The following is a 24,970-nucleotide window of genomic DNA, read 5'->3' as shown; positions in this document are numbered from 1 at the left end:
AGCACGCCTCAGTGGCGTCCAACACCCCTGCCCCGCAAGCCCCCGCCGGGCCCGGGTACTCGCACTCCGGCTTCCGTGAGGACGGCGGTCCCGAGCGTTCCACCGACGAGTGGAACCCGAGCGCCGAGACCATCGGTTCCAACCGCGGCAAGCACCGCGTACTGCGCCAGCAGCGCCGGGCCTTCGCCCGCAGCTCCACCGTCCTCGGTGTCGGTGTCATCGCCGCGGTCGGCGCGGGCGGCATCGCCACCGCGCAGGACAAGGCCCCGATCACCATCTCCCTGCCCGACGGGCTCGGCGGCGACGAGGAGGGCCCCGCCCCGGTCGGCCTCGCCACCATGGGCGCCCCCGGTGCCCAGGCCGAGGAGGCCGACGCGGCCGCCGGTGACGCCCTGCGCTCCCGGATCCTCCAGCAGGCCGAGCAGCAGCAGGCCACCGCCGACGCGGAGCGCCGCGCCGCCGCCGAGAAGGCCGCCGCCGAACAGGCGGCCGAGGACGCGAAGCAGGCCGCCACCGACGCCAAGAAGAAGGCGGACGAGGCGAAGAAGAAGGCCGCCGAGGAAGCCAAGAAGAAGGCGGAGGCCGAGCGGCTCGCCAAGCTGGCGAAGAGCTTCTCGCCCCCTACCTCCAACTACCGGATCACCTCGGTCTACGGCCAGTCCGGCTCGATGTGGTCCTCCGGTCAGCACACCGGTGTCGACTTCGCCGCCTCGGCGGGCACCCCGACCAAGGCCGTCGGCGCGGGCACCATCAAGTCCGCCGGCATGGCGGGCGCGTACGGCCTCCAGACCATCCTCCAACTGAACGACGGCACCGAGGTGATGTACGCCCACCAGTCGTCGATCAACGTCAGCGTCGGCCAGAAGGTCGCCGCGGGCGACATGATCGGCCGGGTCGGCGCCACCGGCAATGTCACCGGCGACCACCTCCACCTGGAGGTCAGGACGCCCGGCGGCTCGGTGATCGACCCCCTGGCCTGGCTGCGCAGCAAGGGCGTTCCGGTCTAGGCAAACCCCCGCGGCCCGCTTCTCTCGTGGACCACCGGCAGTTCCGACGCATCACCCCCCGACGTCGGAGCTGCCGGTTTCCGCATGTCCGGGGCGGAATGTCCGGGGCGGCCGGGTTCGGGGCGGCCGGGTTCGGGCGCGGAACGCCGTACGGGTCAGACGCGGTACGGGTTGTACCCCTCGTAGTCGCGGTACGGCGGCGGCACCCGCACCGCGCCCGCCGCCCGGGCGCCGTAGGTGAGCGCCGGTCCCGCCACCGCCTTCCGGTTCCACATGTGGTGCAGCAACTCCTGCTCCCTCGCCACGAAGTCCGGGTCGGCGGCCCCGCGCGACGCCCGGTCGCGCAGAAAGGCCAGTGACGTCGCGAACCGTACGTACTCCGACACCGCGTGCGCGGCGGTCGGCCCCCCGGCCCGGCGGGCGAACGACCGGGCTTCGGACCTGGCCCGCATCGACGACAGCGCGGCGGGTTCGGCGGGCGCCAGCCAGCCCGCCGCGGCGTACGGCGGCAGCGCCACCGAGATCGTCCGCAGCTCCCGCTGCCGGGACCAGATCGTCAGCCAGGTCAGCAGCGCGAAGGCCGGGACCATGAACATCCCGTAGACCAGATAGAAGCCGAACGGGCCGAGGTAGGACGCCGAACCGTTCCAGAGCGCGTGCATCGCCATCGACAGCAGCAGCCCCAGCACGGGCAGGACGAACCGGCGCAGCCGGTGCCGTCGGGCCGCCATCGCCGCGAAGCCCAGTCCGAGACCGGTGAGCACGGTGAAGAGGGGATGCGCGAACGGCGACATGACGACCCGTACGAAGAACGTCGCCGCCGCCGAGGCGATACCCGAGCCGCCCGCCGACTGCTCCTCGTCGAAGGCCGTCCCGAGATAGAGGATGTTCTCGGTGAAGGCGAAGCCGGTCGCGGTGAAACCGGCGAACACCACACCGTCGACCAGACCGGTGAAGTGCCGCCGCCGGAAGAAGAAGAGCAGGAAGAGCGCGGCGGCCTTGGCGGTCTCCTCGACCACCGGGGCGACCAGGGTCGCGCCCAGATTGTCGGCGCTCGTCGGATCCGCGGTGGCGGTGGCGATCCACTGGATCGCGAAGGTGTTGGCCAGGATCGAGACCAGTGCCGCGGCGAAGGCGCCCCAGGCGAAGGCGAAGGCGAGGTTCCGCCAGGGCCGGGGCTCGACCCGGCCCAGCCAGCGGAAGGCCGCCAGCAGAAGGGGCACGGGCAGGGTGGCGAGACCGAGGCCGACCAGGAAGCCCTCGGAACCGGTCTGCTCCCGGACTATCGCCAGGATCACCAGCGCGCACAGGGCCAGCAGCAGGATCAGTATCCCGGCCCGGATCGCCTTGCTGCGCCAGATCCGGGAGACCCGCGGCTTGTAGCGCCAGCGGGAGCGCTCCGGCATGGCGTCGAAGACCGGCCGGGCGTCGTACGCGGGCACGGCGGGGCCGCCGGAGCCGCCGGTGCCCATCGGGCCGGTGGTCTGGGCGGTGCCGGTGGGCCAGGTGGCCTGGGTGGTGTCAGCGGTGTCGGTGGTGCTGATGGGTTCGGTGGTGTCGGTGGCGGGATTCGGCTGGTGCGGGTGGGACCGGGGCGGGGTTCCGGTCGCGTCCTCCGGTGGTACGGGCCGGGGCCCGGGCAACCCGGTGCGTTCCGGATCGGGTGGGGACGCCCCGGCCTCAGGGGGCGAGGGACGCGGTACGGGACGGGATGCGGACGGCTCGGACACCCGTCGACACTAACGATCCCCTGTGACAACCGGCGACGGGGCGCCGTGATCCCTGGCCGGTTCGCGCGATACACCACCGCGAATCGCCCCGACCGCGACCTTTCGAACGGCGTCCGGCGGCGCCGGACACCACCGCCCGGGGCCGTTCCACCCGGTCCGGGACCGCCCGTGGCCGTGCCGCCCGGAGGACGCTCCGCCGTGGCCGTGCCGTCAGACCCGGCGGAAGAGGAGATCCCGGACGACGTGGCCCTTGTCCAGACCCTGTCCCTCGAACCGGGTACGGGGCCGGAAGCCGGGCCTCGGCGCGAAGCCGCCGTCCTCGGCGGTGTTCTCGAAGCCGGGGTGCGCGGAGAGCACCTCCAACATCTGCTCCGCGTACGGCTCCCAGTCCGTCGCGCAGTGCAGTACGGCCCCCGGCTTCAGCACCCGCGCGGCCAGCGTCAGGAACTCGGGCTGGATCAGCCGCCGCTTGTGGTGCCGCTTCTTCGGCCACGGGTCGGGGAAGTACACCCGCATTCCGTCGAGCGCGCCGGGCGCCAGCTGCTCCCGCAGCAGGATGATCGCGTCACCGTTGGCCACCCGGACGTTGGTCAGCCCGTTCCGCTCGGCGAGGCCGAGGAGGTTGCCCTGCCCGGGGGTGTGGACGTCCACGGCCAGGATCCCGGTCCCGGGGTCGGCTGCGGCCATCCGCGCGGTCGCCTCGCCCATGCCGAAGCCGATCTCCAGGACGACGGGCAGCCCGTCGAACATCGCACCGAGATCGAGCACCTCCCGGCCGTCGATGTCGAGGCCCCAGACCGGCCAGAGCCGTCGCAGCGCGTCACCCTGCCCGGTGGTCACCCGGCTCCGCCGGGGCTGGAAGCTCCGGATCCGGCGCTCGTGGTGCGATCCGGCGGGATCGGCGGCGGGGCCGCCCGGAAACCTCGGCTCGTCACGGCGGCGCCGTACCTGGGCCCCGGCGGAACCGTCCACCGTGGCAGCCGTGGCAGCCGTGGCCGACGGGGTGTGCTGGGCGTCCGAGGGCTCGGCGGCCACGAGCCGCTCGGGGCCTTCGGGGGTCTCGGGGGTGTGGGGGCGCGATGTCGACACAATGAACCAATTCTACGGCGCCCCGCCCACACGGCGCCCCGCCCGCACCCCGGCCCGCTCGTTCCCGCCCCGCTCCGGCTCGGCCGGCCGAGCCCCGGCGGAGCGCGAGCGGTGCGGCTACAGCATCGCCCGGACCCGGCGGGCCACCTCGCGGCCGATCGGGAGGGACGCCGTCGCCGCCGGGGAGGGCGCGTTCACCACATGGACCACCTGGCGGCTCTCCCGGATCAGGAAATCGTCGACGAGCGTGCCGTCCCTGAGGACCGCCTGGGCGCGGACGCCCGCGTCGGTCCGGCGCAGGTCGCCGGAGGCGACGGCCGGGAGCAGTCTGCGGACCTCCGCCGTGAACGCCTCCTTCGACATCGAGCGGCGCAGCTCCCCCGCCCCGTACCGCCAGTGGCGGCGGGCGAGCCGCCAGCTCCCGGGCCAGGTCAGGGTGGCCGCCAGCTCGGCCGGACGGATCACGCCCCAGTCGTACCCCTCGCGGGCGAGCGCCGGGACCGCGTTCGGCCCGACATGGACGGAGCCGTCGATCCCCCGGGTCAGATGGACCCCGAGGAAGGGGAAGGCCGGGTCCGGTACGGGATAGACCAGCCCCCTGACCAGGGACGGATCCCTGAGTTCGTAGTACTCGCCGCGGAAGGGGACGATCCGCGCCCCCGGATCGTCGCCGGTGAGCCGGGCCACCGCGTCGCTCCGCAGCCCGGCACAGTTGACCAGGGCCCGGGCCCGCAGCACCGTCCCGGCGGCGGTGCGGACCGCGGCGCCCCAGGGACGGCGGTCCACCGCGACGACCTCCTCGCCGCAGCGCACCTCGGCCCCGGCCGCGACCGCCAGCTCCGCGAGCTTCCGCGCCACGGCGCCGAAGTCGCACACCCCCGTCGTCCCGACATGGATCGCGGCCACCCCGCGGACCCCCGGTTCGTACTCCGTGATCTGCGCGGGGCCCAGCTCCCGGACCGGTATCCCGTTCTCCCGGCCGCGCTGGACCAGGGCGTGCAGCCGGGGCAGCTCGTCGCGGCGGGTGGCCACGATCAGCTTGCCCGTCACCTGATGGGGCAGATCGTGCTCGGCGCAGAACTTGACCATCTCCGCCGCGCCCGAGACCGCGTACCGCGCCTTGAGGGAGCCGGGCCGGTAGTAGATCCCGCTGTGGATCACCCCGCTGTTGCGGCCCGTCTGATGGCGGGCCGGAGCCGGTTCCTTCTCCAGCACCACCACCCGGGTCCCGGGGGCCGAGCGGGTCAGCGCGTACGCCGTCGAGAGGCCGACGATGCCGCCGCCGACGACCAGCACATCGCAGTCGAAGCCGTGCACGGTCCGCCGCCCGGTGCCCGTCATCGCTCCACCTCCGCCAGCTCCACTCCGCCCGATCGCCCCGGCCGCCCCATCCGTCCCGCTCGGCTCGCTCGTCCCGCTCGGCCCCGCAGTGCCGATTCCGCCGTCCGCCCCGCTCGCCGCTCTTTCTCCGTTCTTCCCGTGCTGTCCGCGTTCCTCGCCGCCACGGCTCAGGCCACCGCCTCTCCGGCGGCTGTCCCCGGCCGCCGTACGTCCCATCCCGATACTGCACCCCGCCACTGACAACGTCGTCGCCACCGCGACCGGAACTCGTGCCTCCGGGCCGCTCCGGGCGCTGGGAGTCACCGCGGGCCACTCCGGACCCGGCCCCTCCGGACCCGGGCCCCTCCGGACCCGGGCCGGGGCTCGCCCCGGCCCCGTTCCGCGCGGACCGGCCGACCGGTGACGGAGGACCGGCGGACTCGTGCGCCCGGGACGCCCTACGCCGGTGCCATCAGCAGCGGCCGGGCCCTCTCCCGTAGCTCCGCCACCCGGGGCTCGTCCCCGTACGGCTCCAGTTTGTGCAGCAGATCCCGGACGTACTCCGTGGTCCGTACGGAGGAGATCCGGCCCGCGACCTCCACCGCCCGGACGCCCGCCGCGCAGGCCGCGTCCAGATTGCCCGACTCCAGCTCGGCGAAGGCGCCGACCACCAGCCGCAGCCCGTGCGACCGGACGAACTCGTCCGTCGGCTGGGAGAGCGCCTTCTCGGTGAACCGCCGTACCTGGCGGGGGAGCCGGAGGTCGCGGTACGCCTCGGCGGCGTCCGCCGCGAACCGGTCATAGGTGTAGAAGCCCAGCCAGGAGGGGTCGGGGTCGCCGTCGCGGGACCGTTCCAGCCAGCTCTCGGCGGCCTTCAGCGCCGCGCCCGCCGCCGCCGCGTCGTTCGCCTTGGCGTGCGCCCGCGCCTCCACGAGCCGGAAGAAGCTCATGGTGCGCGCCGTCGCGAGCCCCCGGTTCCGCTCCAGCGCGGCCTGGGCGAGATCCACGCCCTCGTCGGCGAAGCCCCGGTAGATGGACTGGAGCGACATCGACGCCAGCACATATCCGCCCAGCGGTACGTCGGCCGCCGCCCGGGCCAGCCGCAGGGCCTGGATGTAGTAGCGCTGGGCGGCCTCCTGCTGGCCGGTGTCGAAGGCCATCCACCCGGCCAGCCGGGTCAGTTCGGCGGTCGCGCCGAAGAGGGCCCGGCCGACCTCGTCGGAGTACGAGCCCAGCAACAGAGGCGCGGCGTCGACCCGCAGACACTCGGGGACCATCGACGAACGCCAGTCGCCGCCACCGTATTTGGAGTCCCAGCGGCGGGCGTCCTCGGCGGCCTCGCGCAGTTTGGCGACATCGCTGTGGCCCACCCGGGGATCGTCACCGGCGGGCTGGCCGGAATCATGCTGACGAGGGCCGCCCGCGCCCGGTGATCCGGCTCCGGGGGTGGCCGAAGACGGCAGGTCGGCGCCCGGACCGGAATGCGCGGGCGCGTGCGCCGTGGTGCGCGCCGGACCGTCCGTCGAACGCTCGGCCCCGCCGCCCCCACCGGCTTCTTCGTCCTCACGGAACCCCATGGCCCCGGGCGTCGCGCAGAGCGGCGGCGGGCGTTCCACGGACGGGTCGGCAGGTGTTATCAGCCATCGTGACGCGGGGGTGGCATAGGCGCTGACGGAGAAGGATCCGGCCAGGGACTGCCAGATCCCCCCACTGCCGGCCCGCCGTCCGGCCAGGTCCAGCCGGTACAGATCGGTGGCGGACTTCACCGCCTGCCGGACGTCGCGCGGGAAGGCCAGACCGACCTCGGGCGCCGGATCGGCGTCGGCGAGCCCGATCTCGTGCAGCGGTACGGGACGGCCGAGTTTGGCGCCGATGGCGGCGGCGATGAGATGCGGTGCCGCGCCCTGCGGGACCATGCCCTTGGAGACCCACCGCGCCACCGACGTCTTGTCGTAACGGAGCGTCAGGCCCCGTTGCGCTCCGAGGTCGTTGACCCTCCTGGCGAGCCCCGCGTTGCTGATTCCCGCGAGGGCGAGAACCGTCCCGAGCTTTTCGTTCGGCCCGCGTTGCTCCCTGGACATGCGCCCCACCCCTCGACACACCGACGGCCGCCGCGACGCTGCCCCGCGCCCGGCTTTCGTACCGACACCCCACCCCGAAGGCCGCCCCGGCGCGCGGCTGCCACCACGTCCCGGCCCCGGCTGCAAAACCGCCTGGCCGAGCCCTCCGGAATATGCCCATCGGTTCAGAACATCAGTAAAACCCAGCGTAGTTCGCCGCATCCCGACCGTTAAGGGGCGGTGTTCCGGATGGCGAGATTGTTGTGCGTGTGAGCGAACCCCGCCGGGGCGTGCCGGGGACGCACGGTAACGCGCCACCGGTGGCGCGGACCCGCCGTCGGGCCGCCGCCGGATCACTGTCCGTCCGCCATCCGTCCACCCCGGGTCCGCCATCCGGCGACCCCCGGCCCGGCCCCGGTTCCCCCTCGGCCCGGTGCGCGTCCGCCGCCCGTCCGGCGTCGCGGCAGTCCGCCGGTACGCGGCCCCAAACGGCCCCGCGGCCCCGCTCCCGCCCCGGCCCCGGGACCCGGCCGCAGGACGGCCGGCGGGCGGGGTGGCGGTGCGACGGCGGGCGCGGCGGTGGGCCCGGACGCCCGCGGTCGCGCGGCGCGCACCCCGCCGTACCCCCGTCCGCGCCCGGCCGGGGTCGCGTTCGCGGTGCACGGTGCCCCGCCGTGCCCCCGCCGTCCCCGGCCGCCGGGGCGGTCCCCGGGCACACCGGGGCCGGTCGGCCGGACCCGCTCCGGCCGGTCCCGGGTGTGCTCCGGGTGTGTGGCCGTGCGCCCGCCCGTGCGCTCTGGCCCGGTCTTCCGCCGCGGGCTTCCATGAGAGTCGCGTGGGTCGGCCCGCTGCGTACTGGAACCAGCGGGCTGGGGGACACCGCCGCCTTCAATCCCCGCGGGCGGCGGACGGTCCGGGAGGCGTATGGCGCCTCCCGGACTGTCGTATCCGGGCGCGGACGGGCGTACGCGCCGAATCGGCGGCCCCTCGGCGGCCCCTCGGCGGCCCCTCGGCGGTCTCCCGGACGCCCTTTCGCCGTTCCATCAAGGCCCGCCCCGGCGGGCCCGCCGGCCCTCCGGAAGGACCCCGGTGTCCGCCGCCCGGCAGCTGCCCGGCACCATGAACCGCAGGTCCGGAACAGTTCCGGAGCGCGCCCCGGGCGGACCCGGGGCGGGGCCGGGCCGGGTGAGCGGGGGAGTCCGGGCCGCCGCCGTACGGTCCCCGGGCCCGGTACGGCCGCCGCGCGGCCCCGCGTGAACCGTCCTCCGGGGGCGGGTGCGAGACCGCCGCGCGCGGGCGTGCGCCGGTGGAGAACCTGTGGAGAACGACTCGGAAGCGGACTGACCGCCACCGGTCCGGCAGCTCTCCGTACCCGTATCAAGGGTCCGGAGATTTGATGAGAATGGCCGAAAATCGACTGTCCTTCTCGCGGTTTTCCTCCCTATTTGCGAGTGGCGTGATATTCCCCCGCGCCCGTGACGGGCCGCCAAAACAGGCCGGGCGGCGGCGCTTTCGCTTTTTGCGCGTGCGACCCGCCGCCGGTCCCCCGCGTCTCCTTCGTGGCAGCATGTTCCCGAACGGCCCGGGCCCCGGCCCGGTTGTCCACAGCCTGTGGAGGCGAAGTCGGCGATGCGGTGGTTGGTGGGCTGGAGCAGTATCGCCGCGAACTTCGGAACGGCCGGAGCCGTCGGCGCCGCCGACGAGGGCCGTACGGTCCATCCCGTCGGCTCCCAGCTGCTCTGGGGCGACCCCGACCCCCTGTGGGCCGTCGGCGACTGGCGCCCCGACGAGGTACGCGTCGTCTCCGCCGACGACTTCACACAGATGGCCGTCCTCGGCTGCTGCGCCGCGTCCGACGCCGAACTCAGGGCCGGGCTCCTCTCCGCGCGCGGCGGCGCCCTGCGCCACCTCACCGCCTGGCCCGGCAGCTACACCGTCGTCGTCCGGGCCGGCCGCCGGATCACCGTCATCGGCGATCTCGCGGGCGCCCGGCCCGTCTTCCACACCCCCTGGGCCGACGGCACCGCCTACGCCACCGCCGCCCTCCCCCTCGCCGACCTCATCGAGGCCCAGCTCGACATCGGCTATCTCGCCGCCCTCCTCGCCTGCCCCGAGACCCCCGAGGCGCTCCGCGACGCCACCCCGTACGACGGGGTCAAGCGCATCCCGCCCGGCCATGCCCTGATCCTCCGCGAGGGCTCCCGCGAGATCACCGGCTACGAGCCCGTCGCCTCCCTCGCGGTCTCCGGCCCCCAAATGGCCGCCGACCAGGCCGTCGACGGGGTCCGGGACGCACTCGTCGAAGCCGTACGGGCCCGGCTCACCGCCCCCCGCCACGCCCCCGAGACCGCGCCCCCCGACCCCGGGCCCGTTCCCGGCATGGGCCCCGCCGACCGGCGCGCCCGGCGCGGCGCGCCCGCCCCCGGCATCGGCGCCGACCTCTCCGGGGGCAGCGCCTCCGCCACCCTCGCCCTGCTCGCCGCCGGACTCCCCGGCCGCCCCGGCACCATCACCGGCCACGGCGCGACCGCCGCCGGTGAACGCCTCCTCGCCACCACCTTCAACGACCTCACCGAACCCGGCCTCGAACCCGAACTCGAACGCGCCCGGGCCATCGCCGCCGACCCCCGGCTGCACCACGTCGTGGTCGCCGCGGGCCCCGAAGGGCTGCCGTACGCCCAGCTCGACAACGGACCCCTCACCGACGAACCGGCGCCCTGCCTGGTCACCGCCGAACGCCACCGCGTCCGGCTCGCCTCCGGCAGCGCCGACCACATCACCGGCGCGGGCGCCCGACAAGTACTCGACGCGCACCCGGCCCGCCTCGCCGACCTCCTCATCGACCGAAGACGACGCCATCTGCTGCGCCCCGTGACCGCCCTGGCCCGCGCCGAGGGCCCGTCGCCGCAGTCGCTGATGGTCCCCCTCACCGTCTACCGGGCCGCGCGCCGCCTCGCCCGTACGCCGTACCGGGCCGGCCTCGAAACCGCCGCCGACGTCCTGCTCGCCGCCAACCGGGGCGAACGGCCCCCCGGATTCGGCCCCCTCGACGCGTCCCTGGCCGCCCTCACCTGGTCCCGGCCGGGCCCGGCCGCCCGCTGGCTCACCGGCGAGGCCCTCGCGGAGGTCGCCGTACGCCTCACCGGGATCGCCACCCGGCCCGTCACCGTCCAGCGCCCCGGCGAGGCCAGGGCCCGGGCCGCCCTCGCCCGGCACGCCTTCGACCAGCGGATCCTCGAACAGGCCGCGGAGGTGCGGAGCCAGCGGCTGCACGCCCCCTTCCTCGACAACCAGGTCGTCCGCGCCTGCCGCGATCTGCCCGAGGCCCTGCGGGTACGGCCCGGGGCCCGGGCCGACATCCTCCGTACGGTGCTCGCGGGCGCCGGGGCCCACGATCTGCCCGACGGCTGGGGCACCCCGCCCCTCGCCCTGCCCGCCGCCACCGCCCACCGGGGGCTGCGGGCCGCGCTCCCCACCCTGATCGCCCTCTTCGACGCCCCGCTCCTCGCCGACGCGGGCCTGATCGAGGCGCGGGTGGTCCGCAAGGCGCTCCGCGCGGCGGCCGACGGCGAACCGACCCCGCTGGACGGCCTGGCCGATCTGGTCTCCACCGAACTGTGGCTCCGCAGGCTGCTCTCCCGCCGGGGCACCTGCTGGACCGGCTCGGCGGCCCCGAGGGCGCGGGCGGTCTCGACGGGAGTCCCCCGGAGGCAGTCCCTCCGCTCCTGACGGGAAGCCCACCAGGCCACCGGCCCGCCGGAGCTACACGTCCCGCCGCTCCACCACCCAGAGCACCAGTACCGCCGCCACCAGCGCCCACGCGCCGAGCGCCACCCACGCCTCCGTCTCCGTCACCGGGTACTTCGGCGTGCCGTAATGCCGTTCCGGGTTCTGGACCAGCTTCTGCCAGGCGTTGACCGGCAGCACATTGCCGATCTCCTTCACCCAGCGGTACGTCTCCCCGTTGAAGAGGCCCGGGGCGAGCACCAGCAGCCCGACGACCGCGCCCACGCTCCCCGCCGAGTGCCGTACCAGCGCCCCCGTCGCCAGCCCGATCAGGGCGCACACCGGGATCAGCAGCGCCGACGCCGCCACGGCCCGGAAGGCGCCCGGATCCGCGATCGACAGCCCCCCGTGCTCGCGCAGGACCGCCTGCGTCACCCCGAACGACACCCCCGCCACCACCGTGCCCAGGACCGCGGTCACGGCCACCACGACCACGCCCTTCGCCGCCGCCACCGCCCGCCGCGCGGGCACCGCCGCGAAGGTCGTACGGATCAGCCCGCTGCCGTGCTCCCCGGTGAGCGCCATCGCGCCCAGGCCCGCCGCCACGACCATCAGGATCTGCCAGGCCGGGGCGGTGAACGCCGTCCCCAGCGGATCGAACAGGAACTGTCTGTCCACCGGCCGCTCCGGCATACCGGGCGCCGGTGTGTTCGGCCGGGAGAGCAGCTCCTCATTGGACCGGGCCGAGTTGGCGTTGATACCCACGGCGACGGCCGCGCCGGCCCCGAGGACCGCGTACGTCGAGCGCAGGGACCAGTACTTGACCCATTCGGCGCGCAGCAGATCCCGGAACCGGACCCGGCCGCCGACCGGGGAGACGTACCCCCGTCCCGCCGCCGCCTCTGCTTCCGCCCCGTTTTCCGGCACCTGTTGTCCCGCGTCCGCCTGCGCCCCGTTCTGCGGCACCTGTTGTCCCGCGTCCGCCGCGGGCTCCCGTACGGCGCTCACCGCCCCTCTCCCGTCCCGTACTCGACGCTCGAAGCCGTGATCTCCATGAACGCCTCCTCCAGCGACGCCGACACGGGCGTGAGTTCGGAGAGCAGCACACCGGCGCCCAGCGCCGCCGCCGCGATCCGCCCGGCCTCCATCCCGGTCACCGCGCACCGCCCGTCCCCCTCGTGCACGATCTCCCCGCCCCCGGCGGTGACGACCGCCGTCAGTCCGGTCACATCATCGGTACGGACCACGACGCCCCGCCGCCGCCCGCGCGCCGCGAACTCCGCCAGCCCCTCCGCCGCGATCAGCCGCCCCCGTCCGATGACGACCAGTTCGTCGGCGGTCTGCTCCATCTCCCGCATCAGATGGCTGGAGACCAGGACCGTACGGCCCTCGTCCGCGAGCCGCCGGAACAGGCTCCGCACCCACAGCACCCCGTCCGGATCCAGCCCGTTCAGCGGTTCGTCGAAGAGGAGGACCGGGGGATCGCCGAGGAGCGCGGCGGCGATCCCCAGCCGCTGCTTCATCCCGAGGGAGAAGCCGCCGACCCGGCGGCGGGCCGCCTGCTCAAGACCGACCTCCGCCAGGACCTCGCCGACCCGGCGCGGCGGCAGCCCGTTGCCGTACGCCAGCGCCGCGAGATGGGCCCGCGCGCTGCGGCCCCCGTGGACGTCGTGCGCGTCGAGCAGTCCGCCCGCGTACCGCAGCCCGCGCGGCCGGGACCTGAACGGCCGCCCGCCGACGGTGACGGACCCGGAGGTGGGCTCGTTCAGACCGAGGACGAGCCGCAGAGTCGTGGACTTCCCGGCGCCGTTGGGGCCGAGGAACCCGGTGACCCGTCCCGGCCGGACCGTGAAGCTCAGCCCGTCGACGGCGGTCTTCTTCCCGTACCGCTTGGTGAGTTCATTGACTTCGATCACGCCGCAACGCTCCCGCGGCGGCGGCCCGCAGGGCATCGGCCCCCGGACCACAACCGGGGGCGGCGACGGTAGCCCGGGGGCGTACGCCCGGCGCCCGATGACCCGCCGCCGGGCCGTTCCTATGATCCGGGCATGACCTCCCCGCCACCCCCGGACCCGGGCCCGAACACGGCCACGAGTACGGCCTCCGGTCCGGCCGTACGCCACCCCTGGTCCACGGCGGTGACCGTCGCGAGCTGGACGGGCGCCCTGGCGTACCCCGTACTGCTGTACGCCGCCGTCGTCACCGAGCCCGAACCGACCGGCAGACGGCTGCTGCCGCCCCTCCTCCTCGCCCTGCTCGTCGTCCCCCTGCTGCGACGGCGCCCGGAGGTCGTACTCGGGCTGATGCTGGCCGGGGCGTACGCCGCGACGGCGGCGGCCGGTACCCGTACCGCGCACGCGGTCTTCCCCGCCCACGGGGTCCCGGCCGTCGTCCCGTCGGCGGGCTCCGGATCCGAGTTCGGCTACCTCCAGGCGCTGCTGACCGATATCGCCGTCGGCTGGGTGGCGGCCAACCGGCCGCGCGCCGTCTCGGTCGCCGCCGCGGCCGTCACCTTCGCCGTCCAGTCAGCCGCCGTCGCCTTCCGGCAGGGGACCGGCGGCGAGCTCGTCGCCTCCAATGTGCTCCTTCTCGGCCTGCTGCTCGCCCTGGCCTGGACCACCGGCCGGATGGTGGGCCAGCGCCGGGAACACATCGAGACCGTACGGGCACAGGCGGCGGTCGCGGCGGTCACCGCCGAACGGCTGCGGATCGCCCGCGAACTCCACGACATGGTCGCCCACAGCATCGGCATCATCGCCATCCAGGCCGGTACGGGCCGCCGGGTCGTCGAGACCCAGCCGGACGAGGCCCGTAACGCGCTCGCCGTCATCGAGACCACCAGCCGCGACACCCTCGCCGGACTCCGCCGGATGCTGGGCGCCCTGCGCCGGGCCGATCCCGAGGGCGTACCGCTGACCGCCGCGCCCGGACTCGCCGACGTCGACGCGCTGGCGGCGGCCGGCCTCGACGGCGGCGTCCGGGTCCGGATCGACCACCGCGGCGACCGCCGCGAACTGCCGCCGGACGTCGAACTCGCCGCCTTCCGGATCATCCAGGAGGGGATCACCAACGTGGTGCGCCACGCGGACACCGACCACTGCCGGGTCGTGCTCGACTACCGGCCCGGCGAACTCGCCGTCGAAATCACCGACCGGGGCCGGGGCCGGGGCCGGGGACCCACCGGAACCGGTACGACTACGAGTACAGGCACGGGCCCGGGTTACGGCACCGGCTACGGCATCACCGGCATGCGGGAGCGGGCCGCCCTCCTCCACGGCCGCTTCACCGCGGGCCCCCGCGACGGCGGCGGCTTCCGGGTGGCGGCGACCCTGCCCGTCCCGGCCGGTCCCGAGGCCCCGGAGGTACGCGGATGAGCGCGCCCGACCCCGTACGCATCCTGCTCGTCGACGATCAGCCGCTGATCCGCGCCGGTCTCCGGGTCCTCGCCGCCGACCACCCCGACCTGCGGATCGTCGGCGAGGCCGGAACCGGCGACGAGGCCGTCCGGCTGACCGCCGAACTCCGGCCCGATGTCGTCGTCATGGACATCCGGATGCCCGGCATGAACGGCATCGACGCGACCCGGCTGATCACCGACGACACCCGGGCCGCACCGGCCACACCAGACGCACAGGACACCCGCGACACCCGCGATACCCGGGTTCTCGTACTGACGACCTTCGACGACGACGAGTACGTCTACGGCGCGCTGCGCGCGGGCGCCAGCGGCTTCCTCGTCAAGGACATGGACATGGACGACATCCTGGCCGCGATCCGGGTGGTCGCGGCGGGCGACGCCCTGATCGCGCCGAGCGTGACGCGCCGTCTGATCGAGGACTTCGCGGCCGGAACCCCGGCCCGCGCCAGACCCCCGGTGCCCCCGGCCGTGATCAACGGCATCACGGACCGCGAACGGGAGGTCCTGACCCTGGTCGCCCACGGCTTGTCGAACGCCGAGATCGCGACGGAGCTCTTCATCACCCCGGCGACGGCCAAGGCCCACGTCAGCCGCCTACTGACCAAGCTCCCGGCCCGCGACCGCGTCCACCTGGTGATCCTCGCCTACAACACGGGCCTGGTCACCCCCCGCCCGTATTAAGAGGCGGGGGGAACCGCGCGACAAGCCACGACGGCGCGCGGCCACCACACGGCGCCCACCCCCACAACACCCCCGCCCCGACTCAGCGGCACCGCACCTTCGAGTCCGCCCAGCTCCCCAGCGCCATCGAGTCCCGCTGCGCCCGCGGCTCCACCACCAGCCGCAGGGTCTTGCGGCCCGCCAGGGACACCTGCACCCCGACCGCCGGATCGGAGCGCCGCAGTTCGGACGAGCTCCACAGCAGCACCCCGTCCGCGTAGACGGAGAACCGCATCGCTCCCCGGCCCAGCGTCAGATCGTCGACGCCCGCCTTCGCCGTATAGGACGTGCACTCCCGGTTGAGGTCGATCGTGACGGAGGACCTGGCCCGCACGGTCACCCCGTGCGCGTACCGCTCCCCGCCGATCCGCAGCCCCCACCGCTGCCAGAGCCAGCTGCTCTCACCGATCCGCACCTCCGGCCCGGTGCCGTCGCCGAAGACGCTGTACTGGAGCCGGTTCACCTGGTACTCGCGCGGCGCGGCCGGCGGCGTGGGCGTGGGCTTGGGCCGGGGCTTGGGCGCCGAGGGCTTCGGCTTGGGCACGACCGGCTTCGGCGACGGCTTCGGCGCCGGTGTCACCCTCGGCGGCCGGGGCTTGGGCGCGGGCGGCTTCGGCGCGGGCCGCACCACGGGCTTCGGCGCGGGCGGCTTCGGCTTCGGCTTCGGTACGACCGGCGGAGGCGTCGGCTCCGGCGGCTTCGGGTCCGGCGGTACGGGTGCCACGGACCGGGCGACCGTCGGCCCGGCCTCCGGCTTCGCGGGCTTCGAGTCCCCCGAGAAGGCCCACACCAGGCCCGCCGCCGCGGCGACCGCGAGGGCCGCCCCGATACCGGCCTTGGCGGGCGCGCCGAGACCTTCGGAGGCCGCCGCGCCCCCGGCGGCACCACCGGCACCCCCAGCCCCACCGGCCGCGCCCGCGCCTCCGGCCGCACCGGTCCCGGTCGCCGCGGCCGCGGCTCCCGCTCCGGCGGCTCCCACCGCGCCCCCGGCGACGACACCCGCCGCCTTGAGGGAGTAGCCCGCGGCGAACCAGCCGATGACGGCGATCGGCAGCAGCGCCGGGATCCCGGCATTGACCTGCTTCAGCTCGCCCACCGCGAGCCGGCACCTGGCGCACTCCTCCAGATGCGCCCGCAGCCCGCGTTCCGCCCGCATCCGCAGTCCGCCGCGGGCATAGGCGCCGAGCCGGTCGGCATGGCGCGCGCAGTCCCCGCCGGAGGTCAGCGCCGAGCTGACGTGTGCCTGGAGGTACGCCTGCTTGAGCCCCTCGCGCGCCCGGCTCGCCAGGACGGCCGTCGCGTTGGCGGTCAGCCCGAACAGGGGCGCCACATCGCTCGGCGACTCCTCCTCGACGGTGGTGTGCCAGAGCACGGCCTGCCAGCGCTCCGGCAGCGACCGGAACGCCTGGAGCGCGAGCGACCGCTCGGCCTCGTGCATGGCCCGGACGTCCGCGCCCAGTTCGGTGGTCGCCGCGGCGGGCGCCTCCGCGCTCCGCGCCGCCTCCGCCGCGAAGAGCGCGAAGTCCTCGACGAGCTGTTCCCGCTTGGCGCTCTGGATCCAGTTCGCGGCCACCCGCCGGACCGTGGTCATCAGATAGGCCCGTACGGCGTATTCCGGCCCGGCACCGGACCGTACGGCCTGCAAAGTCCGGGCGAACACCTCGCCCGTCAGATCGTCCGCCGTGTGCGAGTCGCGGCAGCAGGTCCGGGCGTAGCGGCGGACGGCGTCCGAGTGCCGCCGGAACAGTTCCTCGTACGCGCCGTCGTCCCCGCCCCGCATCCGGGCGATCAGTTCGGCGTCGGAGGGCGATGTCTCCCGGGGCGGCGGAAGTACGGAATCGCGCGCCCCGCCTTCGCGCTGCGGCGGCACCGCGTGGTTCTCACCACCCGCGCCCGCTCCGGAACCACTCGTACGAGTGGCCCCCGGGACGCCAGTCGACCCCGGAACGGTGTCCGCCCAGCCCGGATCCTCCGCGTCGTCGGCCCGGACACCACTGGTGCCCTGCGCGGGCACGGAATGCCCGGAAGCGCCGGGCCTGGCCGCACCGGACCACGGCTCACCGGACGCCTGTCCGGGTACCTGCCCCCGAGGCAGTCCCGGCAACTGTCCGGAAGGCTCCTGTCCGTGTCCCCGACCGGCGCCCTGCCCGGGAAACGGCCCGGGTACCTGCCGAGGGGGCATCGTGTCGCCGCCCTCCGCGTCGTCCGCGGCACCGGGGGCTTCGTCCCGCCCGTCACCGCTCATCGAGGAAGCCCTCGTTCATCGCGGACGCTCCCGTCAGCACGCTCAGCCTCGAACACCGGGCCAGCGTGCCACACGGCATCGACGCCTACGGACCCCAGTCCGAGCCAACCACTCATCCGGGGAGTTCTGTCGAAACCGTGCGCTAACCCCCCGATATTTAGTGTATGGCTCAACCATTTAGGCCCGTACGGCGCCGTCCGCTCCCCACCACCCCCTCAGCCACCACACCTCTCACCGAAGCCCGCGCCTCGGTCCGCGGTCACGCGCCGCGCGCCCGCCCCGCGTCGCGACCGGTGGCACCGGCCGCGACGCCGCCTCAACGACGTACGAGACGCACGAGACGTACGGGACGAACGAACCGACCCGTCACCGGGGCCGCAGGCCCTCCAGCAGAATGTCGAGCAACCGGGCCGAAGCCGCCGCCTGCTGTGCCGGATCCGGCAGCGCCGGCGCCGCCGTCGCGATCACCAGCAGGACGTCCGCGACGGTCACATCCCCGCGCAGCTCACCCGCCTCCCGCGCCCGGTCGACCAACTGGCCGACGACCTCCAGCAGATCGGCCGTCGCCGTGTCGTCCGCGCCGTACCCGGCGTACCCGTACCCGGTACCGGACCCGGACGCGGCGGGACCGGAAGCGGCTGACCGCTGCTCCACGACCCGTGCCTCGCCCGCACCGACACCACCGGGCACCCCTGGCGCACCGATACCACCGCCGTCCACCGGACCCCCGGCGACCGCGCGCTGATGCGGTACCCGGGTGTGGTCACGACCGTCCGCGACCGCCCCGTCGGCACCCGCGCCCACGGGCGCGTCATCGGATGGGTCCACCCGGACCCGCAGCACCTGCGGCGGCAACAGCCGCCCCGCGCCCGACGCGACCGACGTCCGCAGGAACCGGGAGAGGGCCGACCACGGCTCCTCCTCCTGCCCCAGCGCCGTCCGCGCCTGCTCGGTCAGCCGGGAGGTCTCCTCCTCGGCTATTCGCCGGACCAGTACGTCCTTACTGGGAAAGCGCCGGTACACCGTCCCGACGCCGACCCTGGCGCGTCGCGCCACATCCTCCATCGGCGCCCCGTATCCGAGCTCGCCGAAGACTTCCCGCGCGGCCCTGAGCACATGCTCGAGATTCCGCTGCGCGTCCACGCGGAGCGGCGCCGAACGACCGGCCCCGCCCGGTACCGTCCGGCCATTGCCGTCAGTACCCAGATGCGCTCCCGGAACGCCATGCCCCTCAGTGGTCGGTGAGACGGCGGCCTGCCAGTGCGAATCCTGAATGGTCATACGTGTTCCCCCGGTCTGTGTCTCCCCCCGGAGACCTCCCCACCTTGGTCAGCCGGCGTACCGAGTCCCCGTACCCCGACGAGGTACGAACATAGTTGAGCCCGGGTCAATTCAGAAGGGGGTAGTTCCGCACAGAGCGACCCCCGATCGGAGCAAGGACCTGAAGCTTCCCGTTTGCGCCCCCTCGCACCACCCCGTCCGCCGCTCCTGACCTGGGCACCTTCCCCGACGCCCGCGATTCGCCCGCCGCCCCGCCGTCCCGGACCTCCGGTCACACAATTTGCCGGGCCTGTGGACAAACGACGGGACCCGTTGCCTCATGGGATGGTGACGGCTGCAAACTCCCGGGGCGAGACCCCCGGCACCCCGCCGAAGAACCGCTTCACCGGCCCGGCGCGCGGCAGGCGCGTGCTCGTCGCCGGCGGCGGCTATGTCGGGATGTACACGGCGCTGCACCTCCAGAAGAAGCTCAGATCCGAGCTGGCCAGGGGCGAGACCGAGATCCTGGTGGTCACCCAGGACCCCTATATGACGTATCAGCCGTTCCTTCCCGAAGCCGCCGCGGGCTCCATCTCGCCCCGCCATGTCGTCGTCCCCCTGCGCCGGGTCCTGGACCGGTGTTCGATCCTCATCGGCGAGGTCACCGCCGTCACCCACGCCAAGCGCACGGCGACCGTCGACACCCTCGCCACCGTCGAAGAAGGCACCGGCGCGGTGGAGATCCCGTACGACCACTTGGTGATCGCCCCGGGATCGATCTCCCGCACCCTCCCGGTCCCCGGCCTCGCCGACTACGCCATCGGCTTCAAGACCGTCGAAGAGGCCATCGGCCTGCGCAACCATGTGATCGAACAGCTCGACATCGCCTCCTCCACCCGCGACCCGGCGATCCGCTCCGCCGCCCTGACCTTCGTCTTCGTCGGCGGCGGCTATGCGGGCGTCGAGGCCCTGGGCGAGCTGGAGGACATGGCCCGCTACGCCGTCCGCTACTACCACAACATCAAGCCGGACGACCTGAAATGGGTGCTCGTCGAGGCCAGCGACCGCATCCTCCCCGAGGTCGGCGCCGAGATGGGCCGCTACGCCGTCCGCGAGCTGCGCCGCCGCAATATCGACGTACGCCTGGAAACCCGGCTCGACTCCTGCCGGAACCGGGTCGCCGTCCTCAGCGACGGCAGCCGCTTCCCGGCCCGGACGATCGTCTGGACGGCGGGCGTCAAACCCGCCCCCGTCCTCGCCGCCACCGATCTGCCCACCACCGACCGGGGACGGCTGCGGTGTACGGCCGAACTCCGGGTCGACGGCACCCAACACGCCTGGTCGGCCGGGGACGCCGCCGCCGTCCCCGACGTCACCTCCGACGAACCCGGCGCGGTCTGCGCCCCCAACGCCCAGCACGCCGTCCGCCAGGCCGAAGTCCTCGCCGCCAATATCGCCGCGGCCCTGCACGACCGCCCGCTCAAGGAGTACGCCCACAAGAACGCGGGCTCCGTCGCCTCACTCGGCCTCCACAAAGGAGTCGCCCATGTCTACGGCCGCAAGCTCAAGGGCTACCCGGCCTGGCTGATGCACCGCGTCTACCACCTCAGCCGGATGCCGACCTTCAACCGGAAGGCCCGCATCCTCGCCGAGTGGACCCTCGCCGGGCTCTTCAAACGGGAGATCGTCTCGCTCGGGTCGCTTGAGCACCCCCGGGCCGAGTTCGAGCACGCCGCCCGGCCCCCGCAGGACGGCCCCGGCGACCGGGGCGGCGCGCCCCCGGCCCCCGAGAAGCCGTGAGCCCCTTCGCGGAACACGTTTCCGGCCCCCGGTCACGCGTACGAGCCCGTTCCGTACGCCGGGCGTACGCCCGAACCGTCCCGGCACCCGGAAAACATCCGAAAAGCATCCGGAGCCCCCGGAAAGCACCCGGCCCCGCATCCGACACCGCCCGACGACCCCATGGACACCCGGCCGACATCGGCTGTCAGTCCGCACGGTCACACTGGACGTGTGACCATAGGTGGGCTCACATCTGCACAGAGTGACCCTCGTGACCCTCGGCGACGATCTTTGAGGCTAGAAAGTCAGTGAACTTCACGCGATGGAGCGCACGGCTCCCTGGTACGCAGCGCCGCGCCGCGGCGCGCAGGACCGACCGCGGAATCTCTCCCACCCCTCGCCAGCCCCGCCGCGGCGAGAGCAGAACGACCGACGCGACGGATACGGATACGCCGGAACAGACCGAACAGGCGGAGGGAGCCGAAGGGACCGCCCCCGGCGCCGGGAACCCGGTCGGCGAGGGCTCGGTCCCCGCCGCCCGCCACACCGACGGCACCCCGGCCGGCCGCCCCGGCGACCCCGCCCCCGGGCGGGTCCCCGCCCTGGAGGAGTTCCCCGCCCGGGAGATCATCGGCCGTCTCCCCGGCCTCGTCGTCCTGCTCCACGGCCCGGAACAGCGCGTCGCCTATGTCAACGACGCCTACACCGCCGCCTTCGGGCCCCGCCCCCTCGGCGGTACCGCGGAGGACGTCTGCCCCGAGCTGACCGACCTCGGCCTGCCGCCCCTCATCGACCAGGTGCTCAGAAGCGGACGGCCCCGTACGGTCAAATCCCGCAAGGCCCCCGACGGCGGCTCGTACACGGTCACCTGCATCCCCGTCGGCCACCCCGCCGGGGACACCGAACCCGCCCCGGACGGCGGCGGCGGTAGCGGAGTCGGCGGAGTGGTCGTCTTCGCGGCCGATGTCACCGACCACGCCGAGGCCGCCGAACGGCTCCGCGCCAGCGAGCGGCGGCAGCGCGAGACCGCCGTCACCCTCCAGCGGTCCCTGCTGCCGCAGAAACTGGAGCAGCCCGACGACCTCAAGGTCGCCGCCACCTACCAGCCCGGCGGCGAGGACGCGGCAGTCGGCGGCGACTGGTACGACGTGATCACCCTCGGCGGCGGCCGGACCGCCCTCGTCATCGGCGACGTCATGGGCCGGGGCGTCCGCGCCGCCGCCGTCATGGGCCAGCTGAGGACCGCCGTCCGGGCCTACGCCCGGCTCGACCTGCCGCCGCACGAAGTGCTCCAGCTCCTCGACGGCCTCGCCTCCGAGATCGACGCCAGCCAGATCGCGACCTGCCTCTACGCCGTCCACGACCCCAACGAGGAACGGCTGGTCTACGCCTCCGCGGGCCATCTCCCGGTCCTCGTCCGGCACGAGAACGGCACCGTCGACCGGGCCGACAACCCCACCGGACCGCCCCTCGGCACCGGCGGCTGGTTCTACTCCTCCGGCACGATCGACCTGCCGCCCGGCTCCGGCGCCGTCCTCTATACGGACGGCCTCGTCGAACGGCGCGACCGGGACATCGACGAAGGCGTCGCCGCTCTCGAACGCGCCATGTCCGGCGCCACCGGCACCCCGCAGGTCGTCTGCGACCGCCTGCTCCGCGCCATGGGCATCACCGCCGACCACGACGACGACGTCGCCGTCCTGGTCGTCCAGCACCCCGCCCGCAGCGGTACGGCGGCGGAGCTGTTCCACAACGCCGCCCTCGACCTCCTCGGCGGTGTGGAGGCCGCCCCGCGCGCCCGCGCCTTCGCCTCCGGAGTCCTCGTCTCCTGGCGGTTCTCCCCGGAACTCCACGACCTCGGCGTCCTCGCCACCAGCGAACTGGTCGCCAACTCCCTCCAGCACGGCACCCCGCCCATGCGGCTGCGGCTCCGCCGCACCGACCGCCGGCTGATCATCGAGGTCACCGACGGCGACGAACACCTGCCGCGCCGCCGACGCGCCGAATCGGAGGACGAGACGGGCCGCGGGATCTCGATCATCGCGGCCATCGCCTCCAACTGGGGCAGCCGCCGCACCCCGGGCGGCGGAAAAGCGGTCTGGTGCGAGTTCACCCTCCCGGCGCCCGCCGCACCCGTCCCCCGCCCGGGGTGACCGCGCCCGTCAGGCCGCGGTCCCCACCTTCTCCACCGGCGGCTCGTACCGCGCCACCACCCGCGAGGGCGGGGCCGCCAGCGACGGCTGGTTCTGCACGGGGGTGAGCATCCGGCCCAGCCGGGCCGCCAGCACCGTGATCGCCAGCGAGAACAGTACGAAGGTGACGATGTACGGGGCATGCAGCGCCGCCCCCATCGGTCCGCCGATCGCCGGGCCCAGGGCCAGCGCCAACTGCTTGACCAGGGCGAACGCCGAGTTGTACTGACCGACCATCGACTCGGGGGCCAGATCCACCACCAGCGGCGCCACGGTCGGCGCCAGCATCGCCTCGCCGAGACCGAACAGCGCGTACGTCGAGATGAACGCGGCCGTCGCCATCGCCTGGCTCGTCGCGCCGAGACCCGCGTACCCCGCGATCGCCCACGCCACGGCCCAGATCAGCCCGACCGCGGCGATCACCCGGGTCCGCTTGTAACGGTCCACGTACTTCAGGATCACGAATTGCGCGATACCGATCACGGCGGTGTTCGCGGCCAGCGCCGTACCGAACATCGAGGGCTCGATCCCGGCGGCCTCCGTCCCGTACGCCGACAGACCCGACTCGAACTGTCCGTACACCGCGAAGAACAGGATGAAGCCCAGTACCAGCAGCTTCACCATCGCCTTGTCCCGCAGCAGCACCTTGAGGCCGGCGGGCTTGCCGCCCTGGTCCATCGCGCCGGGCGCGGGCGCGGGCCTGGTCAGCCGTACGGAGAGGATGATCGCGGCCAGCACCAGGAACATCACGGACTCGATACCGAAGAGCAGGGTGAAGGTGCTCGGCCGGCTCTTGTCCACGATCAGTCCGCCGATCAGACCACCGATACCCAGCCCCACGTTCTGCAGAAAGAACTGGAAGGCGAAGGCCCGGGTCCGGCCGCGGGCGTCCGTGGCCCAGACGATCATCGTCGCCAGGGCGGGCTGCGCCACCGCCGTACCGGCGCCGAGCAACGCGGCTGACAGCATCACGGTCACGGTGTTCGTGGACATTCCGAACGCCAGCGCGCCCAGCGACGCCACCACCGAGGCACCCACCACCACGGGCTTGGGCCCGCGCCGGTCGATGACCCGGCCGACGAACGGCAGCGCGATCAGGGCGGCCAGGGCGAACACACCGATGACCAAGCCACCGGCGGTCGTCCCGAGATCCCGCGTGTACGCCACATAGATGTACAGAAACGGAACCGTGAAGCCGAGTCCGAACGCGCTCAGCGCGCTACCTGCCTGGATCCGGCGCATCGCCGCGCCCATCTCCCTGGTCACACTCACCTGCCTTGAAGCTCTGAAAAGTATGTAGAAACGAAGGAATGAAGCCTGAAGACTTCAACAGTAAAGTTAGAGCCTTAACAGTACACATCCAAGGACTTCAAGGCGAATGAGAGGCGTGCCATACTGCGGCGTATGCCTACCGCGACCCCCGAGGGCCGAGCCGTGACCGGTCAGGACAGCGCCTCCCCGGTCCAGGAGCCGACCCTCGACGAGCAGATCGCCGCCTACCAGCGGGAGTACGGAGAGCTCGATCCCCAGGTCGAACAGGTCGTCTCGGCTCTCGGTCGGCTGAACCGCCGGATGAACGTCGCGTACGGCCGCCAGGTCGCCGCCCTCGGCATCAGCAACGCCGAGTGGGAGGTCCTCAAGAGCCTGGTCCTGGCGGGCAGCCCCTATCGGATGGGCCCCGGCGAGCTGGCGAAGCGGCTCGGTCTCACCCCGGCCGCCATGACCCACCGCATCGACCGGATGGCGGGCGAGGGCCTCGTCACCCGCGACCGCGACGAGAACAACCGGGTCCGGGTGATCGTCGAGCTGACGGACGAGGGCCGCGCCAAGTGGCTGGAGGCCATGCGGATGGCCAGCGCCTTCGAGGAAGACATCCTCCAGGACCTGTCCGGCGAGGAGCGCGGAGTCCTCGGTGACCTACTGATCCGGGTACTGCGCCGGGTGGAGCACACCCAGCCGGATGCCGGTGGCCGACTGACCGATCTGGACTGATTCGGTACGGGATCCGGCCGGATCCCTCGTGTTTGGCGCGTCGGCGCCGAGGGAAGTTGACACGCCCTTCATCCGCTCGTAAGGTTCCCCAAGTTGTCACGGACCGGAACGGTTCTTCGACAGCCACTCTCGCCGCGAAAGCGGCACCCAAACTCTGTACGGCCTCCCGACCGGGATGCATTTCGGCGTGCCGAAATACGTTGCGAAGACTCGATTATGAGTCGCCGGGAAAACCCGCTAGAGTTTGAAACGTCGGAACGGCCCGAGTGGCCGGAAAGACAAAACCCGAGTTCCGACCGGGAATCAGGCCCGAAAGGATCTGATAGAGTCGGAAACGCCGAAAGGCAAAAGCAAGAAGGCCTCTCCAGTCGGCCGCCCGATCGGAATCCAAGTCCGGAAACGGAATGGGAAAACGATCTGGTAAGGTTG

At 73.7% G+C, this 24,970-nt stretch carries 16 protein-coding genes; 7 read left to right on the top strand and 9 right to left on the bottom strand.

Going from position 1 to position 24,970, the window contains the following annotated elements; genetic code table 11:
* Positions 1-11: 11 nt before the first annotated feature.
* On the top strand, positions 12-1,007 hold the full coding sequence (locus ABZ714_RS31920; protein WP_358828847.1) for a M23 family metallopeptidase: 996 nt from the start codon (positions 12-14) through the stop codon (positions 1,005-1,007).
* Positions 1,008-1,162: 155 nt separating this feature from the next.
* Here the strand turns inward: ABZ714_RS31920 and ABZ714_RS31915 are convergent, their stop codons facing one another.
* From ABZ714_RS31915 to ABZ714_RS31900, 4 genes are all read right to left on the bottom strand, one after another.
* Positions 1,163-2,479 carry a PrsW family intramembrane metalloprotease gene (locus tag ABZ714_RS31915; protein WP_358828855.1) on the bottom strand — a complete coding sequence of 439 codons (1,317 nt, stop codon included), beginning with the start codon at positions 2,477-2,479 and terminating at the stop codon, positions 1,163-1,165.
* Between the two features lie 468 nt (positions 2,480-2,947).
* Positions 2,948-3,709, bottom strand: a complete 762-nt coding sequence (trmB, locus tag ABZ714_RS31910) for a tRNA (guanosine(46)-N7)-methyltransferase TrmB (RefSeq protein ID WP_358828854.1) — start codon at positions 3,707-3,709, stop codon at positions 2,948-2,950.
* A 234-nt stretch (positions 3,710-3,943) separates the two neighbouring features.
* Complete coding sequence (gene lhgO, locus ABZ714_RS31905) at positions 3,944-5,167, bottom strand: L-2-hydroxyglutarate oxidase (RefSeq protein WP_358828846.1); 1,224 nt, start codon at positions 5,165-5,167, stop codon at positions 3,944-3,946.
* Between the two features lie 437 nt (positions 5,168-5,604).
* Entirely contained in the window at positions 5,605-7,227 is a 1,623-nt protein-coding gene (locus ABZ714_RS31900; protein WP_358828845.1) for a sporulation protein, read from the bottom strand.
* A 1,608-nt stretch (positions 7,228-8,835) separates the two neighbouring features.
* Here ABZ714_RS31900 and ABZ714_RS31895 point away from each other — a divergent pair.
* Positions 8,836-10,935 (top strand): asparagine synthase-related protein, encoded by a 2,100-nt coding sequence (locus ABZ714_RS31895; RefSeq protein WP_358828844.1) that lies wholly within the window; start codon positions 8,836-8,838, stop codon positions 10,933-10,935.
* A gap of 33 nt (positions 10,936-10,968) precedes the next feature.
* On the opposite strand, the gene ABZ714_RS31890 is transcribed toward ABZ714_RS31895, so the two are convergent.
* The gene (locus ABZ714_RS31890) at positions 10,969-11,940 is read right to left on the bottom strand and encodes an ABC transporter permease (RefSeq protein ID WP_358828843.1); all 972 of its coding nucleotides are present in this window, start codon (positions 11,938-11,940) and stop codon (positions 10,969-10,971) included.
* On the bottom strand, positions 11,937-12,848 hold the full coding sequence (locus tag ABZ714_RS31885; protein ID WP_358828842.1) for an ATP-binding cassette domain-containing protein: 912 nt from the start codon (positions 12,846-12,848) through the stop codon (positions 11,937-11,939). Before ABZ714_RS31885 ends, ABZ714_RS31890 begins: the two co-directional genes overlap by 4 nt.
* A 132-nt stretch (positions 12,849-12,980) precedes the next feature.
* On the opposite strand from ABZ714_RS31885, the gene ABZ714_RS31880 reads away from it, so the two are divergent.
* Together ABZ714_RS31880 and ABZ714_RS31875 are read left to right on the top strand one after the other, a co-directional pair.
* Complete coding sequence (locus ABZ714_RS31880) at positions 12,981-14,306, top strand: histidine kinase (protein WP_358828841.1); 1,326 nt, start codon at positions 12,981-12,983, stop codon at positions 14,304-14,306.
* The gene (locus tag ABZ714_RS31875) at positions 14,303-15,031 is read left to right on the top strand and encodes a response regulator transcription factor (protein WP_358828840.1); all 729 of its coding nucleotides are present in this window, start codon (positions 14,303-14,305) and stop codon (positions 15,029-15,031) included. The genes ABZ714_RS31880 and ABZ714_RS31875 overlap by 4 nt, the downstream gene beginning before the upstream one ends.
* A gap of 82 nt (positions 15,032-15,113) precedes the next feature.
* On the opposite strand, the gene ABZ714_RS31870 is transcribed toward ABZ714_RS31875, so the two are convergent.
* Both ABZ714_RS31870 and ABZ714_RS31865 read right to left on the bottom strand, forming a co-directional pair.
* A complete protein-coding gene (locus ABZ714_RS31870; protein ID WP_358828839.1) occupies positions 15,114-17,315 on the bottom strand; it encodes a sigma-70 family RNA polymerase sigma factor in 2,202 nt (733 codons plus the stop codon).
* Positions 17,316-17,681: 366 nt separating this feature from the next.
* On the bottom strand, positions 17,682-18,596 hold the full coding sequence (locus tag ABZ714_RS31865) for a helix-turn-helix domain-containing protein (RefSeq protein ID WP_358828838.1): 915 nt from the start codon (positions 18,594-18,596) through the stop codon (positions 17,682-17,684).
* Positions 18,597-18,920: 324 nt separating this feature from the next.
* Here ABZ714_RS31865 and ABZ714_RS31860 point away from each other — a divergent pair, with 324 nt between their 5' ends.
* Both ABZ714_RS31860 and ABZ714_RS31855 read left to right on the top strand, forming a co-directional pair.
* Positions 18,921-20,375, top strand: a complete 1,455-nt coding sequence (locus ABZ714_RS31860) for an NAD(P)/FAD-dependent oxidoreductase (protein ID WP_358828837.1) — start codon at positions 18,921-18,923, stop codon at positions 20,373-20,375.
* Positions 20,376-20,665: 290 nt separating this feature from the next.
* On the top strand, positions 20,666-22,510 hold the full coding sequence (locus tag ABZ714_RS31855; RefSeq protein WP_358828836.1) for an ATP-binding SpoIIE family protein phosphatase: 1,845 nt from the start codon (positions 20,666-20,668) through the stop codon (positions 22,508-22,510).
* Positions 22,511-22,519: 9 nt separating this feature from the next.
* Here ABZ714_RS31855 and ABZ714_RS31850 read toward each other — a convergent pair whose 3' ends face one another.
* On the bottom strand, positions 22,520-23,791 hold the full coding sequence (locus ABZ714_RS31850; protein WP_358828853.1) for an MFS transporter: 1,272 nt from the start codon (positions 23,789-23,791) through the stop codon (positions 22,520-22,522).
* Between the two features lie 162 nt (positions 23,792-23,953).
* Between ABZ714_RS31850 and ABZ714_RS31845 the strand changes: the two genes are divergently transcribed.
* Positions 23,954-24,541, top strand: a complete 588-nt coding sequence (locus tag ABZ714_RS31845; protein WP_358828835.1) for a MarR family transcriptional regulator — start codon at positions 23,954-23,956, stop codon at positions 24,539-24,541.
* Positions 24,542-24,970: the final 429 nt, after the last annotated feature.

Origin of the sequence: Streptomyces sp. NPDC006798 (genome assembly GCF_040635975.1) — a bacterium.
GTDB lineage: Bacteria > Actinomycetota > Actinomycetes > Streptomycetales > Streptomycetaceae > Streptomyces.
The sequence above is the reverse complement of the archived record's forward strand: the minus strand, read 5'-3'. Positions and strand labels throughout refer to the sequence as shown.